This window comes from Thalassospira profundimaris (genome assembly GCF_003326795.1).
Lineage (GTDB): Bacteria > Pseudomonadota > Alphaproteobacteria > Rhodospirillales > Thalassospiraceae > Thalassospira > Thalassospira profundimaris_C.
Genome location: NZ_JPWI01000001.1, coordinates 782,090 through 804,126, shown reverse-complemented (window position 1 = coordinate 804,126; position 22,037 = coordinate 782,090). Strand labels below are relative to the sequence as shown.

General features: G+C 55.8%; 19 protein-coding genes. 8 read left to right on the top strand and 11 right to left on the bottom strand.

The window, feature by feature from the left end:
• Positions 1-127 precede the first annotated feature (127 nt).
• Together TH30_RS03800 and TH30_RS03795 are read right to left on the bottom strand one after the other, a co-directional pair.
• The gene (locus tag TH30_RS03800) at positions 128-1,432 is read right to left on the bottom strand and encodes an HlyD family type I secretion periplasmic adaptor subunit (RefSeq protein ID WP_114096714.1); all 1,305 of its coding nucleotides are present in this window, start codon (positions 1,430-1,432) and stop codon (positions 128-130) included.
• Positions 1,432-3,978 (bottom strand): type I secretion system permease/ATPase, encoded by a 2,547-nt coding sequence (locus tag TH30_RS03795; RefSeq protein WP_114096713.1) that lies wholly within the window; start codon positions 3,976-3,978, stop codon positions 1,432-1,434. The genes TH30_RS03800 and TH30_RS03795 overlap by 1 nt, the downstream gene beginning before the upstream one ends.
• 472 nt (positions 3,979-4,450) lie before the next feature.
• Here TH30_RS03795 and TH30_RS03790 point away from each other — a divergent pair, with 472 nt between their 5' ends.
• The 3 genes from TH30_RS03790 to TH30_RS03780 all read left to right on the top strand — a co-directional run bounded on the left by TH30_RS03790 (position 4,451) and on the right by TH30_RS03780 (position 6,550).
• Positions 4,451-5,344 carry a M48 family metalloprotease gene (locus TH30_RS03790; RefSeq protein ID WP_114096712.1) on the top strand — a complete coding sequence of 298 codons (894 nt, stop codon included), beginning with the start codon at positions 4,451-4,453 and terminating at the stop codon, positions 5,342-5,344.
• 7 nt (positions 5,345-5,351) lie between these two features.
• Positions 5,352-5,687: an HNH endonuclease gene (locus tag TH30_RS03785; protein WP_258548595.1), complete on the top strand. Its 336-nt coding sequence runs from the start codon at positions 5,352-5,354 to the stop codon at positions 5,685-5,687.
• A gap of 134 nt (positions 5,688-5,821) precedes the next feature.
• The gene (locus TH30_RS03780; protein WP_114096711.1) at positions 5,822-6,550 is read left to right on the top strand and encodes a MarC family protein; all 729 of its coding nucleotides are present in this window, start codon (positions 5,822-5,824) and stop codon (positions 6,548-6,550) included.
• Positions 6,551-6,576: 26 nt separating this feature from the next.
• Here the strand turns inward: TH30_RS03780 and TH30_RS03775 are convergent, their stop codons facing one another.
• Together TH30_RS03775 and TH30_RS03770 are read right to left on the bottom strand one after the other, a co-directional pair.
• Positions 6,577-7,725: an HPP family protein gene (locus TH30_RS03775; protein ID WP_114096710.1), complete on the bottom strand. Its 1,149-nt coding sequence runs from the start codon at positions 7,723-7,725 to the stop codon at positions 6,577-6,579.
• A 189-nt stretch (positions 7,726-7,914) separates the two neighbouring features.
• The gene (locus TH30_RS03770; RefSeq protein ID WP_114096709.1) at positions 7,915-10,299 is read right to left on the bottom strand and encodes a transketolase; all 2,385 of its coding nucleotides are present in this window, start codon (positions 10,297-10,299) and stop codon (positions 7,915-7,917) included.
• 758 nt (positions 10,300-11,057) lie between these two features.
• Here TH30_RS03770 and TH30_RS03765 point away from each other — a divergent pair.
• A complete protein-coding gene (locus tag TH30_RS03765; protein WP_147251920.1) occupies positions 11,058-11,789 on the top strand; it encodes a type 2 periplasmic-binding domain-containing protein in 732 nt (243 codons plus the stop codon).
• Between the two features lie 146 nt (positions 11,790-11,935).
• Here TH30_RS03765 and TH30_RS03760 read toward each other — a convergent pair whose 3' ends face one another.
• Positions 11,936-13,168 (bottom strand): methionine gamma-lyase, encoded by a 1,233-nt coding sequence (locus TH30_RS03760; protein WP_114096707.1) that lies wholly within the window; start codon positions 13,166-13,168, stop codon positions 11,936-11,938.
• 224 nt (positions 13,169-13,392) lie between these two features.
• Between TH30_RS03760 and TH30_RS03755 the strand changes: the two genes are divergently transcribed.
• The gene (locus tag TH30_RS03755; RefSeq protein WP_114096706.1) at positions 13,393-15,018 is read left to right on the top strand and encodes a sigma-54-dependent transcriptional regulator; all 1,626 of its coding nucleotides are present in this window, start codon (positions 13,393-13,395) and stop codon (positions 15,016-15,018) included.
• Between the two features lie 12 nt (positions 15,019-15,030).
• Here TH30_RS03755 and TH30_RS03750 read toward each other — a convergent pair whose 3' ends face one another.
• Positions 15,031-15,471: an acetyltransferase gene (locus tag TH30_RS03750; RefSeq protein WP_114096705.1), complete on the bottom strand. Its 441-nt coding sequence runs from the start codon at positions 15,469-15,471 to the stop codon at positions 15,031-15,033.
• A 185-nt stretch (positions 15,472-15,656) separates the two neighbouring features.
• On the opposite strand from TH30_RS03750, the gene TH30_RS03745 reads away from it, so the two are divergent.
• On the top strand, positions 15,657-16,439 hold the full coding sequence (locus tag TH30_RS03745) for a 3-hydroxybutyrate dehydrogenase (protein ID WP_114096704.1): 783 nt from the start codon (positions 15,657-15,659) through the stop codon (positions 16,437-16,439).
• An 80-nt stretch (positions 16,440-16,519) separates the two neighbouring features.
• On the opposite strand, the gene TH30_RS03740 is transcribed toward TH30_RS03745, so the two are convergent.
• The gene (locus TH30_RS03740) at positions 16,520-16,705 is read right to left on the bottom strand and encodes a YegP family protein (protein ID WP_114096703.1); all 186 of its coding nucleotides are present in this window, start codon (positions 16,703-16,705) and stop codon (positions 16,520-16,522) included.
• A gap of 72 nt (positions 16,706-16,777) precedes the next feature.
• A complete protein-coding gene (locus tag TH30_RS03735) occupies positions 16,778-17,656 on the bottom strand; it encodes a LysR substrate-binding domain-containing protein (RefSeq protein WP_114096702.1) in 879 nt (292 codons plus the stop codon).
• A gap of 118 nt (positions 17,657-17,774) precedes the next feature.
• Between TH30_RS03735 and TH30_RS03730 the strand changes: the two genes are divergently transcribed.
• The gene (locus TH30_RS03730; protein WP_114096701.1) at positions 17,775-18,899 is read left to right on the top strand and encodes an S-(hydroxymethyl)glutathione dehydrogenase/class III alcohol dehydrogenase; all 1,125 of its coding nucleotides are present in this window, start codon (positions 17,775-17,777) and stop codon (positions 18,897-18,899) included.
• 75 nt (positions 18,900-18,974) lie between these two features.
• Positions 18,975-19,832: an S-formylglutathione hydrolase gene (gene fghA / locus TH30_RS03725; RefSeq protein WP_114096900.1), complete on the top strand. Its 858-nt coding sequence runs from the start codon at positions 18,975-18,977 to the stop codon at positions 19,830-19,832.
• Positions 19,833-19,922: 90 nt separating this feature from the next.
• Here fghA and TH30_RS03720 read toward each other — a convergent pair whose 3' ends face one another.
• The 3 genes from TH30_RS03720 to TH30_RS03710 all read right to left on the bottom strand — a co-directional run bounded on the left by TH30_RS03720 (position 19,923) and on the right by TH30_RS03710 (position 21,845).
• The gene (locus TH30_RS03720; protein WP_114096700.1) at positions 19,923-20,519 is read right to left on the bottom strand and encodes an energy-coupling factor transporter transmembrane component T family protein; all 597 of its coding nucleotides are present in this window, start codon (positions 20,517-20,519) and stop codon (positions 19,923-19,925) included.
• Complete coding sequence (locus TH30_RS03715; RefSeq protein WP_114096699.1) at positions 20,516-21,190, bottom strand: energy-coupling factor ABC transporter ATP-binding protein; 675 nt, start codon at positions 21,188-21,190, stop codon at positions 20,516-20,518. Before TH30_RS03715 ends, TH30_RS03720 begins: the two co-directional genes overlap by 4 nt.
• Before the next feature lie 106 nt (positions 21,191-21,296).
• Positions 21,297-21,845 carry a biotin transporter BioY gene (locus TH30_RS03710; protein WP_114096698.1) on the bottom strand — a complete coding sequence of 183 codons (549 nt, stop codon included), beginning with the start codon at positions 21,843-21,845 and terminating at the stop codon, positions 21,297-21,299.
• Between the last annotated feature and the right edge of the window lie 192 nt (positions 21,846-22,037).

The following is a 22,037-nucleotide window of genomic DNA, read 5'->3' as shown; positions in this document are numbered from 1 at the left end:
CTTGAAAATCAAACTATTTTAGTTTTTTTTCATGTTTTCTCGGGATTTGGAAGCCCAAAATACAACCTGTCAGATTCTGTCAGGTTGTATAGGTCACCCGACACACCTGTCCGGCGTACCGAAAAACTCATTGCTCGCGGAAAGCGCGCTCGAAACTGGTCGTAATCGGGGAGAACAGATAGGCAAGGATCGTTCGCGAGCCTGTTACGATCTCAAGCTGGGCGGGCATGCCAGGGGACAGGATCATGCCTTCATGCTCGGCAAGACTGTCTGCATCGATCTCGACCATGGCCTGAAAATACGATCTTCCTTCCGAATCGGTCAGCCGGTCCGGGGACACATCGGTCACCACACCCTTGACCGGCGCGAACCAGCGCTGGCTGAATGCGGTCACACGGATATTCACCGAAAGCCCCGTAGAAACCACATCAATATCATTGGGTGAAACGCGGGCCTCAATGACCAGCCGGTCATCAAGCGGCACAATTTCAAGAACCTGTGCTCCGGGCGGAATGACCCCGCCAACCGTGGTGAATTGCATATTGGTTACGGTCCCGTTGCGCGGGGCCTTGATATCGGACCGCACCAGAACATCCTCGGCCGAACGCAGACGCTCATTCAGATCGGAAATCTCGCTTTGCACATCGCGCAGTTCGGTATTGATCGACTGCAAATGATCACGCATCAACTGCGACTGACTGGCTTTAACCTGCTGGATTTGCTGCTCGATCCTTGCGATATCAGCCGAAAACCGTCCGATATTGCCAAGCGTTTCAACCAGCCGGCTTTCGAGCTGAAGCAACCGTGTTCGCCGGGCATAGCCAAGATCGACCATCGGCTTGACCATGGCGAGCTCTTCCTTGACGATCCCGACTTGCTGCTCGGACGCGGTTTTTTGCTCACGCGTGCCAACGATCTCGCGGCGCAATTCCTTGATCCGCTCGTCATAAAGTTCGAGCTCGCCCTTGAAGGCACTGCGACGACTTTCAAACAGGGTACGTTGCGAGTCGGTAATCGAGAAATAGCGCGGATCTTCAAGCGCAGGCGGGAATACCAGATGGTCTTTCTGTTCGCGCTCTGCGATCAGTCTGGTTTGCGTCGCCAGGGAATTGAGATACCGGTTATTGAGCAGATCAAAGCTTGCACGTGACCGGGTATCATCAAGGCGAATCAGAACATCACCGGCCTTTACCCGCGCACCGTTGCGCACCAGAATTTCGCTGATGATGCCTCCTTCAAGATGCTGCACGCTCTGGCGTCCGGAAAATGGCGCGACCACGCCACTTGCAGTCGCGGCAGAATTGACCTCGGCGGTTGCCGCCCAAAACATCACCGATCCCATACCCAGAAACAGAATCAGGAAACCAAGCCGGACAAGCGGTTTGACATCGGTATCAAGTTCACGTGCGGTTGGTAGCTGAACCCCGGACATCAGGCACCACCCTGTCGACGTTTGGCCGATCCTTCAACCACGCGCAATTGCGGCCGTCCCCGACGCGGTGCATCAGGTGTATCGCCAGCGGGATTTTCCGTCACTCTGGCCCGGCGTGCTGCTGCCCGCTCGGCTGCTGCGCGTTCGGCATCTTCGCGCACCTTGCGCATGCGCATCGCGGCCTCTTCACGGGCACGCGCGATGGCTTCGGCCTCGGTCATTTTGCGTTTGGGGGCTGCTGCCTTGCGATTTGCTGTATCGGGGCGTGCGGCCTTTGGTTTCGCGGTCTCCTGACGGCGCGGACGCCCCTTGCCTTCAGGGACCTTGGCTTCAGGGACCTTGGCTTCAGGGGGCCTGGTGGTTTTGGGGACTTCGGCGGCTTCAGGCTTCGCCTCATCCGTCCAGCTCACCGACTTTTTCTCAAGCCCGGCTTTGGCCGGTTTATCTGCCTTGGGCATGACCGGTCGCATGGTCATCATCGTGCCGCCCGGAGTTGGTTGCGGTTTCATTTCGGGCTTGATCCCGGCGGCCTGTTTGGCTTCCTGGGCACGCCCCGATCCGACTTCACTGCGCCCGCCGAAATCTTCGATTTCGGGCATTTCCGGTTCTTCAAGACCAAGCTTGTCCATCGCACTTGCCGGATGCTGACCGGCGGCCGAATTCTTTTCGACAATCGGTCGAGGTGCATCGGGATTGGGAACTTCGATCTGTTTGGGCGTGATACGCATCTGACCATCTTGCAAGGCTGCGGCCTGAACCGGTGCGGCATCCGCCAATGGATCAGGCAGGTCGGAACTGCGCCGCATCGGTGGCAAGCCACGGGCAATATCCTCGGTCTGGACCGCCGGTTTGCCCGGTTGCGCCTGAGCCTTTACCGGGACAACCTGGATTTGCCCGTCGGCAAGCGCAAGGATCGCATCCGCGCGCGCCAGAATCGCGCGTTCATGACTGACGATAAAGGTCGTAATGCCGTTGCGACGCAGAACATCAATCAGATTGCTGATATGCTGAACCCCGATGTCATCAAGGGCCGTTGTCGGCTCATCAAGCAGCAACATCCGGGGCCGTGAGAAAAGAGCCGCTGCCAGAGCAATCAGTTGCCGTTGCCCGCCTGAAAGGTTACGCCCGCCACGATCAACGCGCGTGTCATATCCATCGGGCAGATCAAGGATAAACTGATGCGCCCCGGCCAGTTCGGCGGCCTGAATGATGTCCCGCATCTCTGCATTGCCAAGCCGGGCAATATTTTCGGCAATCGTCCCGGGGAACAGGAACGGGTTTTGCGCCAGATAGCCAATCTGGGCGCCGATTTCCGAACGATCCGCGCGCGATGCCTCGACATCGTCAAGCTTGACCGATCCCGATCCGGGCAACCAGATGCCCATGATCAGCTTCAAAAGGGCTGTCTTTCCGACGCCATTAAACCCGGCAATCGAGATGATTTGTCCGGGCCCGGCCTTGAACGAGAATCCCTTGAACAGGACGTTGCGGCTATTGGGTGGTGCGAAAACAAGACGATCGACACTGACCGCCATCCCCCGTCCACGCGGCATTGGTGCCGGGACGGTCGGGCGTTTTTCAAGCAGGATTTTGTTTAACCGTTCAAACGAATTGCGCGCTGCATTCCAGCTGCGCCAGGCATTCACAGCCCCGTCAAAGGGCGCAAGCCCGCGCATGCCAAGGATCATGGATGCAACCATGATCCCGATCGTGATGCTTTCGGACAGAACCAGATAGGCCCCGACCCCGATAAAGCACACCTGCATGGCAAGCCGGATAAAATGCGAAAGCGTGGTCGATGTCCCGACCCGACGGCTGGCCTGCCCTTCCCAGTATAAAGAATCTGACTGATCGGCCTGCCAGCGCTGGCGGGCCGACTGGGTCATGCCCATGGCTTCCATCGCCTCGGCATTGCGGACATAGGTTTCTTCCTGCGCAATACCGCGGTTCTGGCTTTCTTCGGACCGGTCGACGGAAATCTTTGCTGCGGCTTCGTTGGCAATCGCAATCGCGATCAAAAGCACCGCCCCGCCACAGGCCACCAGACCAAGACGGGTATCAAAAATAAAGACCACCCCGATATAGACCGGTGCCCACATGAAATCAATCAGTGCAAAGGGCCCGCTTCCTGTCAGGAAGCCGCGCAATCCATAAAGATCGCGCAATGGACGCTGGCGCATCGGGGCACCGCGTGCGGATTGCTGGACCACATGGGCAAACAGGTCCCCGCCCAGACGCAAATCCAGTGCCGTACCAACCCGGATCAGTACCCGCGACCTGAGCTGTTCCATCGAGGCAATGAACAAAAGAACAAGCCCGATACCCACCGTCAAAAGGGCCAGCGTATCAACACTTCGGCTTGAAAGGACGCGGTCGAATACCTGCATGGAATAGATCGGGATCACCATGTTAAGCATGTTGATCACCATCGAGAATCCGCCCACGAGCGCGATCGACCGCCAGAACAACCGTTCAAGCGGGGTGCGATCCCCCTCACGCCCCGCATCCGCTTTGCGGGTTGGCCGGATTTTATCGAACAGGCCCATTCAATCCTTCCGTTTTGCCATCCTTGGCACTGACTTTATCATAGCATGACACCGGTTTCCGGCATCTGGCTATCACGCATGGCAAACGCCCCGCGCAACAAAGATACGACGGGCAACCTAGCCAATGGCATACTGCCACTATTCTAGTGGAATATATAAGGATGTGTTAAAATTTCGCCGCAAATCCCTTTATTTCATTGCTTTATCGTCAATCAGTAACAGTTTGCAATCGTGTTTTCGGCATGGCGAAATGACCCTTCGGGATTCCGCAGTATTGCCTGTCATAGATCAATACTCTCAACGCTTTATCTGCAATAATCGACGAACGGATCAACACGGCCCGATTTGCGCAAGGACCGGTAACATCCCTATCTATAGATCAGAACGCTATTCCCGCGTTGAACGCAAACGGTAACCGGATCAGTCCGATACCCGCCACAGATATCCAAGACTCGCAACATGCGGAGAAACCATGTCAGATGATACCCCGCAGCTTCCTGATTTCATTCAGCGATTTCTCGCCATTCAACCGGGCGGGATGTCCCATGCCGGGACATTGATGGCCTGCATGATCGGCGTTCTTGCCGCCTGTGCCTGGATGCTTGGCGGATTATCAATGATGATATCGGCCGGAATTGCGGTTGCGATGATGCTCGCCCTGACCCCGATGATCTCGCCCGATATCCTGATGAAAATCCTGCGCGCCAGCCCCCTTCCGGCAAAGGATTATCTGGCCATTCACGAAATGAACCATCTGCTTTCGGATCGTGCAGGACTGGATCACAGACCGAACCTGTTCATTCTGCCCGGCAAGGGGGTCAATGCGATCACGACCGGCACGGATGATCACACCACAATTGCCATTTCAAGTGACGCCTTGCACAACCTTTCCCCGCGCCAGATGCGTGCCATTCTGGCCCATGAGGTCGCACATGCATGGCATGGCGATACCCGCATCCTTCTGATCACCGACGTCCTGTATCGTGCGACATGGACAATCGCACTGTTTGGTCTGGCGATTTTCATCTTTGGTGATTTCAATCCGCCGGCATGGATGATTGTCGTGTTTGGTGCCGTTCCGACCATCAGCTTTCTTCTGCAACGTGCGGTCATTCGGGATCGCGAATTTGCCGCCGACCATGGGGCAAGCGACCTTCTGAATGGTCCCGAAGACATGATTGATGCGCTGTTGCACATTGATCAGATCAACCGCACCCGCCTGCGCATCATCCCCTATCGCAGCACCCAGCCCCCCAGCCTGCTTGATACCCATCCGTCGGTCACCGCCCGGATCAAGGCACTGCGCGCACTCAAGCCCGGCACATGGCAGAAATTCTTTGAAAACCGGAAGATGCCCGAACAATAATTCCGCTATGCAAGCATCCAATGACATAGAAGCAACCGACCTTGGCCCCTGCCCGGTCTGTGGCCGTCCGATGATTGCCGGGCCAAGTGTTGATCGCCATCACTGGCGTCCGAAATCCAAGGGCGGCACCGAGACAGAGTGGCTGCACCGGGTCTGTCATCGCATGATCCACCGCCTGTTTGATGAAGCGACCATTGCGCGCGATTATGATGATCCCGCAAAGCTCAAAGCCCATCCCGACATCATCAAATTCATCACATGGGTCCGCAAAAAGCCCGCCGATTACGTGGACTGGCCCGAAAATGCCGGGCGCTATGGGCGCAATCGCGGCAAGCGACGATAGCTTCGATCTTCCATTGGCAAAAGAAATGCCAATTTAATCATTTACCTGCCAGACTGCGCGCTATACACGACCCGATCTTCGGGCTGGCAATGACATTGCCCGCACTCGATTAACTGTGCTTTCAGGAAAAACCGATGCCAAGCTTTGACATGCTCAATGAACTGATCCCGGTCTTTGTCACGCTGTTCGTGATCATTGACCCATTGGGCCTTGTTCCGGTTTTCATTGTCCTGACACAGGGCACAAGTGCCGCCCATCGTCGCCGCATGGCAATCCGCGCCTGTCTGACCAGCTTCTTTATCCTCGCGGCCTTTGCCCTGATTGGCGAAGGATTGCTGGGTATTTTCGGCATTCACATGCCAGCCTTCCGGATTGCCGGGGGTACGCTTCTGTTTTTGATCGCGCTTGAAATGCTGTTTGAAAAGCGCAGCCAGAAACGCAATCAGCGCGCAGAACAGGTTCAACAGGAACTTGAAGAAGATCACGACGCGGAAAAAACCGAAAAGACCAAATCAAAGGCCAGCGCCAACGCGTCAACATCCGGCCACACGATACCGGATGACGAAGCGGACGATATCTCGATTTTCCCGATGTCGATCCCGTTCCTGTCGGGGCCCGGTGCGATTGCATCGGTCATGCTTTTGATGGGCAAATTCGAAGACAATATCGCCATGCAGGCAAGTGTCATTGGCGTGGTTGCCGTGGTGATGGCAATTGCCTTTGTCTTCTTCCTGGCTTCAAACGTCGTTGCCAAACGCCTTAGCCCGACGGTCGCGACCGTGGTTTCACGCCTGCTTGGCATGATCCTTGCCGCCCTTGCCGTGCAGTTCATCATTGATGGTGTGAAGCAGGCATTTTTCTGATTTCAGATACCTGCTGCACACCGGATTCAGGCTGCGGCCAGTCCTGCATGGGCCAATGCGGCAATCAGGTCGGTTCGCGTTACGATGCCGATGATCTTGCCATATTCAACAACCGGCACGGCATCACATGCCCCATCGGCCATCAATGGCAACAGAGCCGCAATCGGTGTGCTGGCCGTGGCGCGGGGTTCGGTCACCGACATTATTTCGATGGCCGTTACCGGCGCACCGCGTTTCCGGTCAATCAGGCGTGCCATTGCCGACATAAGGCCACGATCAAGACGCAGCGCGTCTTCGCGGGCACGGCGGATCAGATGTATCTGAAAGATAACCCCCAAATATCGCCCGTCTTTTTCGACCACCGGCAAGGAGGTAAAACTGTGACGCCGGAAAAGATCGGCAACATCGCCAAGGGACGTATCGGACTTAACCGTTACCAGATCGCGCGACATGATATCGCCAGCAGTCAATGGCCCGGTCCGATGCGACGCAACCTGTAGCTCTGCTGCCCCGATCAGGCGCGCCAGATCTTCAACACCAAGGTTCAGGCTTTGGCGATATTGCTGCAAAATGGCATTCAGCTCCCCCTCATTGAGCCCAAGCCGTTCAATCGGCGGGCGGTCGGATGTTTGGTGAATGCTTTTGTCATCGAAATGACGCAGCGGATATGACCGCCCCGTTGCGCGCGCATAGATCATCGCAATCACGACCAGTGCTGTCGTAATCGCCGCGACCGGCGTCAGGGCAAACCGGAAACCCAATTCGCTTGCGATATCAGGGCCAAGGGCTGCGACCATTGCAACGGCCCCGCCGGGCGGATGGACTGCACGTACCAAAATCATCGCCGAAATGGCAAGTGCAACAGCCAGCGCCACACACAGGACCGCATCATCAACGACCATACAAACGGCAATTCCGGCCAGTGCCGACACACTATTGCCGACAATGGCCGACCATGGCTGGGCCAGCGGACTGTTGGGCACTGCAAACAGCAGCACCGATGTCGCCCCGAATGGGGCAATCAGGTACAACCCGGCATCGTGCAGATCGAAGAATGACAGCAGAAATCCTGCCACCCCCAAACCGATCAGGGCGCCAATTCCGGCACGGACGACCTCGAAAGGTGTGCTAAAAGGCATCGCGGGCATAAAACCGCGAAGGTAATTGTGTTTCATCGGAACGTTTCACAACCCGGCCAAAAATTGAACAGGTCTGTAGTGTTTAATTATTATAAATAGCGTTCTGTCCTCGTACTTAGAAACACCCTGCCCGTCAATCGCTACACCACGTCACAAACCACTCCCGAAAAAAAAGGAGGGTACATAACCCTCCTCCATTGACGACCTGAGTGTCTTTAATGTTGATCAGTCCCAGCGTTTTGCAGCACGCAGGATGGCATCGGTTCCGATCTGGTAATGGTCATAAAGCGCGATACTATCGCCGCACTGGCCAAAGCCGTTCACGCCAAGCGGTGCAACCGCATGCCCACGGACCGAACCCAGCCATGCAAGGGCAGCCGGATGACCATCAATCACTGTGACAAGACGGGCATCAGATGCCAGCGGCTTGAGAAGGTTTTCCACATGGGACATCTCGCCCGTTGACTTGCCTTCAAGCCGCGCACGTTCCAGGTCCTGCCATTCATTGTAAAGCCGGTCGGTAGACGTCACCGCCAACAAGCCCAAGCCCGGATGATCTTCCGAAAGCTTTTCCCACGCCGCCATGGCTTCGGGTGCCATCGCCCCGCAATAGGCGATTGCCATCTTGCAATCCTTGCCCGGCGCGCGGAGCCAGTAACCGCCTGAAACGATTTCCGATTTGGTGGCATCGGAAAGTTCGCGTTCGGGCTGTGCCAGCGGCTTGGTCGATAGCCGCAGATACACCGATCCGCCCTTCGGGGCCTGCATATGATCAAAGGACCACCCCATGATGGTTGCAAGCTCGTCGCCAAAGCTTGGCTCAAAGCTGGTCAGGCCCGGCTGCCCCATCCCGATCATCGGGGTTGAAATCGACTGATGCGCGCCACCCTCGGGGGCCAGCGTGATACCACTTGGTGTTGCCACGACCATGAACCGCGCATCCTGATAGCAGGCATAGTTGAGCGCATCCAGACCACGCGCAATGAAAGGATCATAAAGGGTGCCAATCGGGAACAGGCGCTGCCCGAACAGACTGTGCGACAGACCAAGGGCCGCCAGATTCAAGAACAGGTTGTTTTCGGCAATGCCAAGTTCAACATGCTGACCTTCGGGCGATCTGATCCATTTCTGGGCTGAGGGCACCTTGCGTTCACGGAACTCATCGGCCAGTTCTTCGCGCCCAAACAGGCCACGCTGGTTCACAAAACCACCAAGGTTGGTCGACACCGTCACGTCGGGTGATGTGGTGACAATGCGATCAGCAAGGGCAGAGTCTTTCATCTTGGCAAGTTCATTAAGGATTTTGCCAAATACTTCCTGGGTGCTGGATGTTTCCACCCGCGCATAAGGCATTTCCGGAATGGTGATGACTTCGGCCATCTTGTGGCGCGGGGCGCGATCATTGAACGGCGCGTTCTTGATATAATCGCGCACACGATCAGCACTGACATCAAGGCCCGCCGCCATATCCCATTCCTGTCCGTCGGCGATCTTGTTCTGAAGCTTGAAGGCATCCATCTGCGCGACATTCATAAGCCCGGCATGGTTGTCCTTGTGGCCCTGAAGCGGGGTGGCATAGCCCTTGACGGTATAGGCAATGAACACGGTCGGTTTGTCATTGGGAACGGCATCAAAGGCATTAAGAACCGCCTCCATGCAATGGCCGCCCAGATTGGTCATCAGATCATGCAGGGCATCATCATCATAATCGCCAAGCAGGCTTGCCAGTGCATTATCACCGGGCATGTCAGACAGGATTTGCTTGCGCCATGCCGCCCCACCCTGGAAGGTCAGGGCCGAATAGATGTCGTTTGGCGCATCATTAAGCCATTTCTTCAATGACTTGCCGCCCGGCTTGGCAAAGGCATCGTGAAGCTTGCGACCATATTTGATGGTGATCACGTTCCAGCCAACGGCCCGGAAGAACCGGCCGATCACGCGGAACAGATGGGCATCAATCATGCCATCAAGGCTTTGACGGTTATAGTCAATCACCCACCAGACATTGCGAATGTCATGCTTCCAGGTATCAAGAAGCGCCTCATAGATATTGCCTTCATCAAGTTCGGCATCGCCGACAAGGGCAACCATGCGGCCGGGCACTTCGCCCTTGGGCAGCATGTTTTTGTAACGCAGGTAATCCTGCGTCAGGGCTGCGAAGTTGGTGACCGCCGCGCCAAGACCAACCGAGCCAGTGGAAAAATCAACCTGATCGCCATCCTTGGTCCGCGAAGGATAGGACTGCGCGCCGCCGAATGACCGGAAATTCTCGAGCTTCTCCCTGGTCTGGCGGCCAAACAGATAATTGATTGCATGGAAAACCGGACTTGCATGCGGCTTGACCGCAACCCGGTCCTGCGGACGCAGAATATTGAAATAAAGGGCCGTCATAAGGGTTGTCATGGATGCACAACTGGCCTGATGACCACCAACCTTGATGCCGTCACGTTTCGGACGCAGATGGTTGGCATTATGGATCGTCCAGCTTGATAGCCAGCGCACCTTTTTCTCGATCTGACCGAGCATCTCCAGATCTTCGGCCTTCACGTTGCCGGTGCTGGTTGCTTCGATAATTTCACCGATTTCCGGGGCGGCATCCTGTGCTGACATTTTCCTGATCCCTTTTTCACGCCTGATGTTCCGGGTCTCTTTCGGGCTCGTCTCTGAACCCGCAATATTCCGGTATTGAATTACCGATTTTTAAGTCACCACTGCGGAAATCAAGGGATACCAACATCATTTCACACAAGATTCGTCACTTTTGGTTCAAATGTGGAATCGGCTGCGACATTCCCGGTCAAACATTCGAATTTCCCGTCTGAAACAATATTTCGTGGTCGCGAATCGCCGATATCAACAGTGCGATTCGTCTCTCTGCAGCCTGCGCGTAACGAGCTCTGGGACACAGGGCATCGGGGGATATCCACCCCCGGCAAGCTTGACCTGACCGGTATGGTGCCCATTCCTGAGGATTGCCTGCGGTCATCTCGCCTGCCGTCGGGATATTGCGGAGATACCGTCCCACCCGCAAGAAATGGCCAGGGCTGAACATCCCCCGATTGTGTAGTGATCGAACCATCCGTATAGTCCTGTCCTCAATTCACTCCATACCACTCTGTTGTCCCGGATTTCTCTTGGCTTTTTCCACTTTCATTACTGCATTACCCGACGCGTTCAGACACGGTGTGCTCACAGCACTGCTTGCCGCTTTGCTGAATGCGTTATCCGGGTTTGGTCCGGCACGGGCTGATGAAAGGGCCCCGCAACAAGCACGCCCGGTTCTTGAGATCAGACTTCCCATAGATCAGCGGTCAGACTATTGCAAAGGGGTCACACCATGGGACAGACATTCGGAATATCATGTTGAATTGTTGCGCCTTGCAATACGGCTAAGCGGCAGGGACATCACAATCACACCGGTTTGCATGGATTATCCGACCGAGGAACGCCGGGTATCAATGCTGCTTGCCAACGATCCGATCAATACCGTCCATTTTGGCACCTCTCAGGATCGCGAAGACAAGTTGCTAGCAGCCTATGTCCCGATTTATCTGGGGACGACGGGGCTGCGGCTTTTCATGGTGCTCAATGAAAATCTGCCTGCCCTTGAATCCGTCAGATCAATGGATGACCTTCGGAAATTTTCGATGGGTCAGGGGCTTGGCTGGCCGGACACGAAAATCCTGATCGAAAACGGCTTTTCGGTCTCGGACGGACGCTATAACACCTTGCACAAGATGCTTGATGCCAAGCGGTTTGATCTTTACCCCCGCGCCTTCTGGCAAATTCTCGGGGAATGGCGCTGGATGAAGGAACAGGCACCAAACATCAAGGTCTCACCGGAAATCGGGCTTTATTATTCCCAGCCGATCTATTTCTTTTTCGCCCCGGGGGAACCGGAATTGCGCGATGCCATTCAAACCGGACTTGAACGCGTTTATTCGAACGGCTTGATGTTTGAACTTTTGAAGAACCATCCCGAAACCGCCCCGTCCTTTCATCTGATTGATCTGAGAAAACTCCGCGTCATTCTAGGCACAAACAAAAATTTGCCGGAGAAATCAAAAGAAGTCCTGAAAACATACGGCCTCTTTGACTAGCCCCCTGCACCAGACACCCCGAGAACGGCAAGGATGCCCCTGACGCCACGGGGGATACTCATCTGGTCAAAGAGCCAGCCTGCCATCGGGCAGACCGGCTCTCATTTCCTTTCCGGGCGTCTGATCGGGAAGTCGGGCCCGCGGCCTTATTCAGCGGCAATCGCCATTTCGCCGCCATCAAGCGCATTGGCAAGATCAGCCAGAATATCGTCAATGCTTTCAAGTCCGGCCGAAAGGCGGATCAGGCCATCAGTGATCTGATATTGCGCACGCTCTTCGGCAGTATAGGTCGAATGGGTCATGGATGCCGGATGCTGGATCAGGGTTTCGGCATCGCCCAGGCTAACCGCACGGGTGATCATGTTAAGGCCGTTCATCAGCTTGCGGCCTTCTTCGATCCCGCCTTTAAGCTCAAAGGCAATCATGCCGCCGAAACGATCCATCTGCTTTTTCGCAAGGTCGTGCTGCGCAAAGCTTTCAAGGCCCGGATAAAACACGCGATCAACCTTCGGATGGGAATCAAGGAACGCTGCGATCTTCTCGGCATTGTCGCAATGGCGCTCCATACGCAGCTCAAGCGTCTTAAGCCCGCGCATCACAAGATTGGCATCCTGTGCCGACAGAACCGCACCGGTCATGTCCTTAAGCCCAACCAGACGGACTTGCGTCATATCTTCAAGCGAGCCAATTACCGCACCGGCCATAAGATCACCATGACCGCCCAGATATTTGGTGGCCGAATGCACCACAATATCAGCACCCAGTTCAATCGGGCGCTGCAGATAGGGGGTGCAATAGGTGTTATCGACAACCACCTTTGCACCGTGTTTATGGGCAATTTCGGAAATGGCTTCGATGTCGACCAGACGCATATTCGGGTTGGCAGGCGTCTCGAAATAAACAATCCTGGTCTTGTCCGAGATCGCCTTCTCCAGTTCAGCCGGATCGGTCAGATCAACATGGGTATGCTTGATGCCGAACTTTTCCAGACCATGACGGAAATAGGCAAATGTGCAGCCATAAAGAGTGCGATCAACAATGATCTCGTCACCCGGCGCGATAAAGGTCCAGAAGACCGAGGTGATCGCCCCCATGCCCGATGCGGTCGCAAGCGCTGCTTCACCGCCCTCAAGCACCGCCAGACGCTTTTCGAGAAGATCAAGGGTCGGGTTGGCAATGCGCGAATAGATGAAGCCCTGCTCGTCACCGGCAAAGAACCGCCCGCCCTGCTCGGCTGTTTCGAACGCAAAGGTCGAAGACATATATACTGGCGGGTTCAGCGCACCATTGTGGCTTTGCGGATCATAACCATGATGAATCGCACGGGTGGCAAAACCGGTTTTGGCGACATTGCTGTGGCGGCTGTCATTGGCAGACATGTGAGGCTCCTGAAAATGCGTTTATTCTGCCCTCACATCCGCAATCCCCGTGCCAGATTGCAAAATCCCCGATTTTCAAGGCTTTGCACCATCAGCGCAAAAATTTAGTGTAAATAATTATTTACACATCTCATTCCCAATTCGCACTTTACGGCAAATACACTGGAAATCAGACGCTTGATCACGTATACTTTTCGTTACAGTGTAAACATATCGGTACAGACATGCGATTTGAAATACGCGGCGAAAACAGACTGGGCATCACACGTGACGTGGTCAATGTCCTGACCGATCAGGGGCTGGATATCCGCGCGTTTGAAGTCACCACCCACTACATCTATGCCGATATTCCGGCCATTCAACCGGGTCGTTTTCCGCTTTTATCCCATGCGCTTAAACAGATCCCCGGAATATCCGACATTCACGAGATCGACCGCCTGCCGACCGAACGCCGCCGCGCACAGCTTCACGCGACCCTTGCCGCCCTTGGCGATCCGGTGATTGCCGTTGATGCCAATGGCTTGATCGCACAGGCCAATCCGGCTGCACAATCCATTGCAGGCACCAATGACAAGCCTCTTCGGGATCAGGATATTTCCAACATCCTTGCCGAACCATCAATTGAAGATTTACGCCAAAGCGGTTTTCACCTTCCTGAACATGAAGTCACTTTAGGCGGTCAGACCTATTTGCTTCAGGTCGAACCGATTGGTCATGTCGATGATGGATCGGACACAGGAGATGACGAACCCTGGGGCGGGGTGATGGTGTTTCACCGCGCTGCACGGCTCGGCCGGGTCATCACCGCCCTTCAGGATCGCAGCCATACCGGCTTTGACGACATCATCGGCACCAGCCGTGCTATGACACGGGTAAAATCGCAGGCCCAAAGGCTTGCCAATATTGATGCCCCCCTTCTGATCCTTGGCGAAACCGGTACGGGCAAGGAGCTTTTTGCCCGCGCCTGCCACCGCGCAAGCGCGCGTGCCGACCAACCGTTCCTTGCCCTTAACTGTGCCGCCATGCCCGAAGGTCTGGCTGAAAGCGAACTGTTTGGCTATGCCGCAGGCGCCTTTACCTCGGCGCGCCGTGGTGGCAAGCCGGGCCTTCTCGAGCTGGCCGATGGCGGCACGCTGTTTTTGGATGAAATCGGTGAACTGACCCCCTATTTGCAGGCCAAGCTTCTGCGCGTTTTGCAGGATGGCCGGTTCCGGCGCGTTGGCGGGACCGACGAAATTTCCGTTGATGTCCGCATCATCAGCGCCACCAACCGCGATCTTGAAGCCATGTCCCATGACGGCACCTTCCGCGAGGATCTTTATTTCCGCATCAACGTCCTTGGCATCACCCTGCCCCCGCTCCGCGACCGGGTCGAGGACATTGATGATCTTGCCAAATTCTTCATGGCCCGCACGGCCCAGCAAACCGAACGACCGACCCCGCATCTTGCCCGGGACGGGCTTGACTGGCTGCGCGCCCATGACTGGCCGGGCAATGTGCGCGAACTGGAAAACACCCTTTTTCGCGCCGTCGCCCTGCTGGATGGCGATGTGCTTGGTGCGCGCGATCTGACCAGTGCGGCCACCGGCACCATGACGATACCCGATACAGCGGCACATTCCGAAAGTACTGCCCCGTCTGACGCTCAAACTGCCCCGGCCCATGGGCCCGACCTGATCACCCAGGCCTTGGCGCAGGATGACTTCAATGCCGGACTGAACATGCTGGAACGCGAAATGCTGATGCGGCTTTATCCGGATTATCCAAGCTCGCGCAAGCTTGCAGAGCGGCTTGGCGTTTCGCACACATCAATTGCCAATAAACTCCGCAAATACGGCATTGGCCCCTAAAAACCCGGCAGATTACTTGCCCGCATATTTCAGATGAATAAGCGGATAGGGCCGCCCCTGCCCGTCAAGGGCCGAACGCCCGGTGCGCACAAAGCCCAACTTTTCATAAAAGCCGATGGCCTGCGGATTTTGCTCATTCACGTCGGTTGTCATGGCAGGATGAAGCGCAAGACCATGGTGCACAAGTGCTGCACCAATACCCTTGCCACGACAGGCCGGGTCGATAAACAGCGCCTCCATATGACCGCCATCAATCAGCATGAAACCAAGTGGATAATCACGCGCATCAACGGCAAGCCAAAGCGGCGCATCAGGCAAAAATCCGCACACAAGATCGTCAATCGCAAGACGATCCTCTGGCGTCAGGAAATCATGGGTGGCATCGACGGCCCCCCGCCAGATTTCAACAATGCGGTCACCCTCACCGGGTCTGGAAGCTCTGATATTCATCATTGCGGCACTTTAATTCGGCATTTGTCACCCCACAAGCAAACCTTTGAGGCAACACGTATTTTACTCCCCACCAACGCCTGCAACGATCATTGATCACACCTCTTCTTGCCAGTTTGGTTGCAGTGCGGCATGATCCTTCCAACTTAACAAGAGGAACAAACTCCTCACCCACAGGGAGAAGAAATATGCTGACAGGAAAACGCGCACTCGTGACCGGATCGACCAGCGGCATCGGCCTTGCCATGGCAAAGGCACTTGCCGGTGCGGGCGCGGATGTGATGCTCAATGGCTTTGGCGATGCCGATGCGATTGAAGCCACCCGCAAATCGCTTGAAACAGAATATGGCGTGACCGCCTTCTACAACGGTGCCGATTTGTCCAAGCCTGATGAAATCGAAGCCATGATGCAGGATGCCGAGGCCAAATTTGGCGGCGTTGATATCCTGATCAACAATGCCGGCATTCAATACACTGCCAATGTCGAGGATTTCCCGGTCGAGAAATGGGATGCGGTGATTGCGATCAACCTGACATCGGTTTTCCACACCACCCGCCTTGCCGTGCCCTATATGCGCAAGAAAAACTGGGGCCGGATCATCAATACCGCGTCTGCCCACGGCCTTGTCGCCTCGGTCCAGAAGGCAGCTTACGTTGCCGCCAAGCATGGCGTGATTGGCCTGACCAAGGTCACCGCCCTTGAAACAGCCGAAACCGGGATCACGGCAAATGCCATCTGCCCGGGCTGGGTGCGCACCGAACTGGTCGAACGCCAGATCGAAGCCCGCGCCAAGGAAGCCAACATCTCCATCGAGGAATCCGCAACCCGGCTGGTTTCGGACAAACACCCGTCAAAACAGTTCGTCAGCCCCGAACAGATCGGCCAGACCGCGCTGTTCCTGTGCTCGGACGCCGCATCGCAGATGACCGGCACGCATCTGTCGGTTGATGGTGGCTGGACCGCACAATAAGCCTTTTCCTTACACCCATCAAAAAGCCCCTCGGCACCTAATGCCAGAGGGGCTTTTCATCTTCTGCCATGGCGAAAGGATCAATCCTTTGGCGTGCAGGTCATGCCATTGCGTTCAGCATTGGCGAGGCAATCGGTTTTCTTGGTATAGCCCTGCGTTGATGCCCCGACAATATTGCCGTTCCGGGCCGTCCGCCGCCACCGCCAGCCATCCTTGCCTTCATAAATTTCCCAGCGGTCCCCGCGTTGATCGGTACATTCAGACATGCGTCACCTCGTTTGCTGCGTTTTACCCGTTGCAAGGATGACGCCCGACCAGATGGCTTGTGACGCAAAAACTTACTGCCCCAAATACCGCCCCAGATGCTCGACCAGCATCCTGATCTTGGGGCTGAGGTGGCGGTTGGTTGGATAGATCGCCCAGATGCCTTCATCTGACGGCTGATATTTGGTCAGGACCGGGATCAGATCGCCACTGGCGATCCAGGGATCGACGTAATAATCGGGCAATTGCACGATGCCGATACCTTTAAGGGCAGCATCCAAAAGCGCCTGCCCGCTATTGGCATGGATGGAGCCATGAATGCGGATGGTGCGCTCGCGTCCATCTTCTTCAAAACGCCAGTAATCCAGCGTCCCGACAAGACAGTTATGGTGATTGAGCTCCGAAAGGGAGTGCGGTTCCCCGCGCTTGGCGATGTAGCCGGGTGCGGCACAGGCATAAAGACGGCGGGTGGATAACTGCTGGGTCATCAGGCTGCCGGTCGTGCCTTCCAAACGGCCCAGACGGATCGCCATGTCATAGCCCTCAAGCACCAGATCAAGCTTCTGGTTGGTAAAGCGGCACTGGACTTCAAGATCGGGATAGCGCGCCACAAAATCATTCACCAGCGGCGCGATCACCGTTTCCCCATAGGTTGTCGGCGCGGTCAGCTTCAGCTTGCCGCGTGGTACTTCGGTCAGGTTGCCAATGGCGCGCTCCGCCTCGCCCAGACCATCAAGCAACTGACGGCAATGCTGGTAGTAAATCTGTCCGGCCTCGGTCACGCTGACCTTGCGCGTGGTACGGTAAAAAAGCTGGGTGCCCAGCTTTTCCTCAAGGGCGGTGACCTGTCGGCTGACCTGGGCCACCGAAATACCAAGCTGCCTGGCCGCCGCTGTAAAGCTTTGGCGTTCCGATACGGCGATAAATTCGCTGATCCCGTCCCAGGCATTCATGGCAATCGGCCCATATTATTACAACACAGTAAAAGTCATTTACCAAAATACCGGATTATCAGGATAGGAGAAATAAATAGACTGATGCCATTATCATTTCTTTTGCCGGAGGAGCGTCATGAGCGCCGAAACCATTACCTGTAAAGCCGCCATCGCATGGGAAGCGGGCAAGCCGCTGTCGATCGAAGAAGTTCAGGTCGCCCCGCCCAAGGCTGGCGAAGTGCGCATCAAGATCGTTGCCACCGGCGTTTGCCACACCGATGCCTTTACCCTGTCGGGTGACGATCCCGAAGGCATCTTCCCGGCCATCCTTGGCCATGAAGGCGGCGGCATTGTTGAATCCATCGGCGAAGGTGTCACCAGCGTTGCCGTGGGTGATCACGTGATCCCGCTTTACACCCCGGAATGTGGCGAGTGCAAATTCTGCAAATCGGGCAAAACCAACCTGTGCCAGAAAATCCGCGTCACCCAGGGCAAGGGCCTGATGCCTGATGGCACCACCCGCTTCTCGCAGAATGGCAAGCCGATCTATCACTATATGGGCTGCTCGACCTTCTCGGAATACACTGTATTGCCGGAAATCTCGCTTGCGAAAATCAACAAGGCCGCCCCGCTTGAAGAAGTCTGCCTTCTGGGTTGCGGGGTCACCACCGGCATGGGTGCCACCGTGAATGCGGCAAAGGTTCAGCCAGGTGATTCGGTTGCGGTCTTTGGCCTTGGTGGCATCGGTCTTTCGGCCATCATCGGCGCCCAGATGGCCGGTGCCGGTCGCATCCTTGCCATTGATCTGAACGAAAAGAAATTCGAACTTGCCAAGCAGCTTGGCGCAACCGATTGCATCAACCCGAAAGACCATGACAAGCCGATCCAGGACGTCATTGTCGAAATGACCGATGGTGGTGTCGAGTGGTCGTTTGAATGTATCGGCAATGTCAATGTCATGCGTTCGGCGCTTGAATGCTGCCACAAGGGTTGGGGGGAGTCTGTCATTATCGGTGTTGCCGGTGCCGGTCAGGAAATCTCGACCCGTCCGTTCCAGCTGGTCACCGGTCGCGTCTGGCGCGGCACCGCATTTGGCGGCGTCAAAGGCCGTTCGCAACTGCCGGATTATGTTGAACGCTACCTTGCCGGTGAGTTCAAACTGTCTGATTTCATCACCCATACCATGAAGCTTGAAGACATCAACGAAGCGTTCGACCTGATGCACGAAGGCGAAAGCATTCGTTCGGTTATCCATTACTGATCATCGATACTTTGATTGAAAAACTGCGCCATTGCCGGAAATCATCCGGCAATGGCCGATCAGAAGGAGGCCCGAATGGGTATTGAAAACGCGTCAAGCAACAAGGTGTTTGGTGGCTGGCAAAAGCAATATACCCACCCGTCTGCGGTGCTGGGCTGCGACATGCGCTTTGCCATCTACCTGCCGCCGCAAGCCGGTAACGGCACCAAGGTCCCGGTCATGTACTGGCTTTCGGGCCTGACCTGCACCGATGAAAACTTCATGCATAAGGCAGGTGCGTTTCGCGTGGCTGCTGAACTCGGCATCGCCATCGTTGCCCCGGACACCAGCCCGCGTGGCGATCATGTCCCCGATGACGAGAACGAGGCCTATGATTTCGGCAAGGGTGCGGGCTTTTACGTCAATGCCACCCAGGAACCCTGGGCACGCAATTACCGCATGTATGATTACGTGACCAAGGAACTGCCCGCCCTGATCAGGGATCACTTCCCGGTCAGTGACGATGCGGTGATTTCCGGTCATTCGATGGGCGGTCATGGTGCATTGATGATTGCCCTTCGCAATCCCGGCACGTTCAAATCCGTCACCGCCTTTTCGCCGATCACCAACCCGATCAATTGCCCGTGGGGCCAAAAGGCACTTGGCAATTATCTGGGTGATGACAAATCGGCCTGGAAGGCATGGGACAGCTCGGAACTGATGAAGGCCGCCAGTGCTAGCGACGCCCAGACACCGGCACTGGTTGATCAGGGCGATGCCGACGGCTTCCTTGCCGAACAGCTTAAACCAGAGGCGCTTGAAGCTGCGGCCAAGGCATCAAACTATCCACTGACCCTTCGGATGCAGGATGGCTATGACCATAGCTATTACTTCATCTCGACCTTTATCGAAGATCATATACGCTTCCACGCCAAGCATCTTGGTCTGAGCTGATTGCACCCCGATCTTCGGTTTCCCCGGCACGTCGCCAGATACCGTTCTCCCCCCCTTGACGTGTCGGGGGCCTTATTCAGGCTCATGAAGTTAATCGAAACTGCGTGCTTCAATCGCGTCGGCAACATCATCGGCCATTTTAAGGGTCCGGATGATCAAGGGCACGATCATCGCAAGGATGGATCGATCAAGGCCGCGCGCGCGCTGGGCATCGCGGATTTCCGATGCCACCGTGGCGATGACCGGGATAAAACGCAGCACCATTGAAATCGCCAGACTGACCTTTTCCGGGTTCACGCCCAGCGGTTTAAGCGGACGCATGGCACGCTCAAGGGATGCCAGCATGTCGGATGTTTTGGTGGTCAGCGTCACAAGCGATGCAAACATCACAATGGCGGCAATCCGGGTAATGACCAACAATCCCGCCTGCCAGTCATTCAGCCAAAGCTGCACGGCAAAAAAGATCGCAAGCAGCCAAAACATCGGCTTGATCTGGGCTGTCATGGTCGCCCAACCGAACCCCGAAATGCGATAAAGCACAATCACACTGACCAGAACAAGGCTGACCACCGGCCAGTCGGGGATCAGGAACACACCCGTACCAAGGGCAACCATGGCAAGGATCTTTGCCCCGGCCTGTGCGCGATGGAGCACAGAGTTCCCGTCCCTGTAAAGGCCTGCGATCATGCCATCATCTCGCGATATTTCGAAATGGCGTTGGCCGGAATGTCATCAATAACGATCCTGCCGTTTTCAAACACCAACACCCGGTCATAACCGGCAATCAGATCAAGATCATGGGAAACCGTGATCACCGTCTGATCCAGATCGGCAATGGCGTGTTCAACCCGGTTGCGATTGCGCAGGTCAAGCAAGGTGGTCGGCTCGTCCAGCACAATATAGCGCGGCTCCATTACCAGAACGCCGGAAATGGCCAGAAGCTGTTTCTGCCCGCCGCTAAGCAGATGGCTCGGATGGGTTTTGAAATCCGACAGATCATAACGCGCAAGGATTTCATCAATGCGCCGGTTGATCTCGTCCTTGGGCAGTTTCAGGGCCTTGAGCCCGAAGGCCAGATCTTCTTCAACCACCGGATAGACGATCTGGTTATCGGGGTTCTGGAAAACAAAGCCAACATGGCGGCGGACCTTGCGGCCATCCTTGACCGGATCAAGGTCATCAATCAACACCCGTCCGCTGGTTGCTGTCTGAAGCCCGTTCAGAAGCCGCACGAAGGTGCTTTTGCCCGATCCGTTGGCCCCGATGATCCCGATGCGCTTTTGGCTAAGCGTGAGGTCGATATCCTCAAGGGCGCGACGTGCATCAAATTGCACAGATACATTTTCAAAACGGATCATGGGGTTGGCTGTCCGGCGTTCTTCGGGAAAGGGTGCTGGTTTAAAATGAGCGGAGAACGGGCGCAAGCAGACCGCAACGGCGATCTCTGCTTGCGCCCATAAGATGTCAGGCTGATTTCGAAATCAAGGGATACGAGCGACGCACCGCAAGACATGCAGCGGTTGCAATCGCCACCTTGATCGCATCACCGATCAGGAAGGGTGCTGCGCCAACTGTTGCCTGCCAATAGCTGATATCTGCGGCCACCGCGACCCAGGCATTGCCAATGGCATAAAGGACAACGATCCCGCCAAAGGCAATCGAAACCGCCGCGTTAACGACATTCAGCCGGTTCCAGAATTTTTCGATCAGAAGGCCGATGACAAAGGCCGAAATGGCCCAGCCAAAAATAAACCCGCCGGTCACCCCGACCATCACGCCAAAGCCGCCACGGCCACCCGAAAGCAGTGGCAAACCAAGTGCCACCAGCACAAGGAACAGCACAATCGAAAGCCCGCCGCGACGTGCGCCCAAAATGGCACCTGCCAACATCGGCCCCAGTGACTGGGCGGTTACCGGCACACCGGTAATCGGAAGTGTGATTGGCGGAAACAGGCCAAGAACAGCGGTCAGTGCCGCAAACAAGGCGATATAGACGATATCTTTGGTCTTCATGTAACGGTTCCCATTCCCGTTATAAAGCATCCCTGCATCAACCCCTTGCGCAAGGACGCCTTTCGTTAACCGGTCCGCCCGACCGGCTCAACGCGATATGGGATAACCGCAAATCTGAACGACGCCAAGCAAAATGACATCGCCATCACCGGGATCGGCACACCCGTCCCGGTGATAAGCAATGGAATTCAA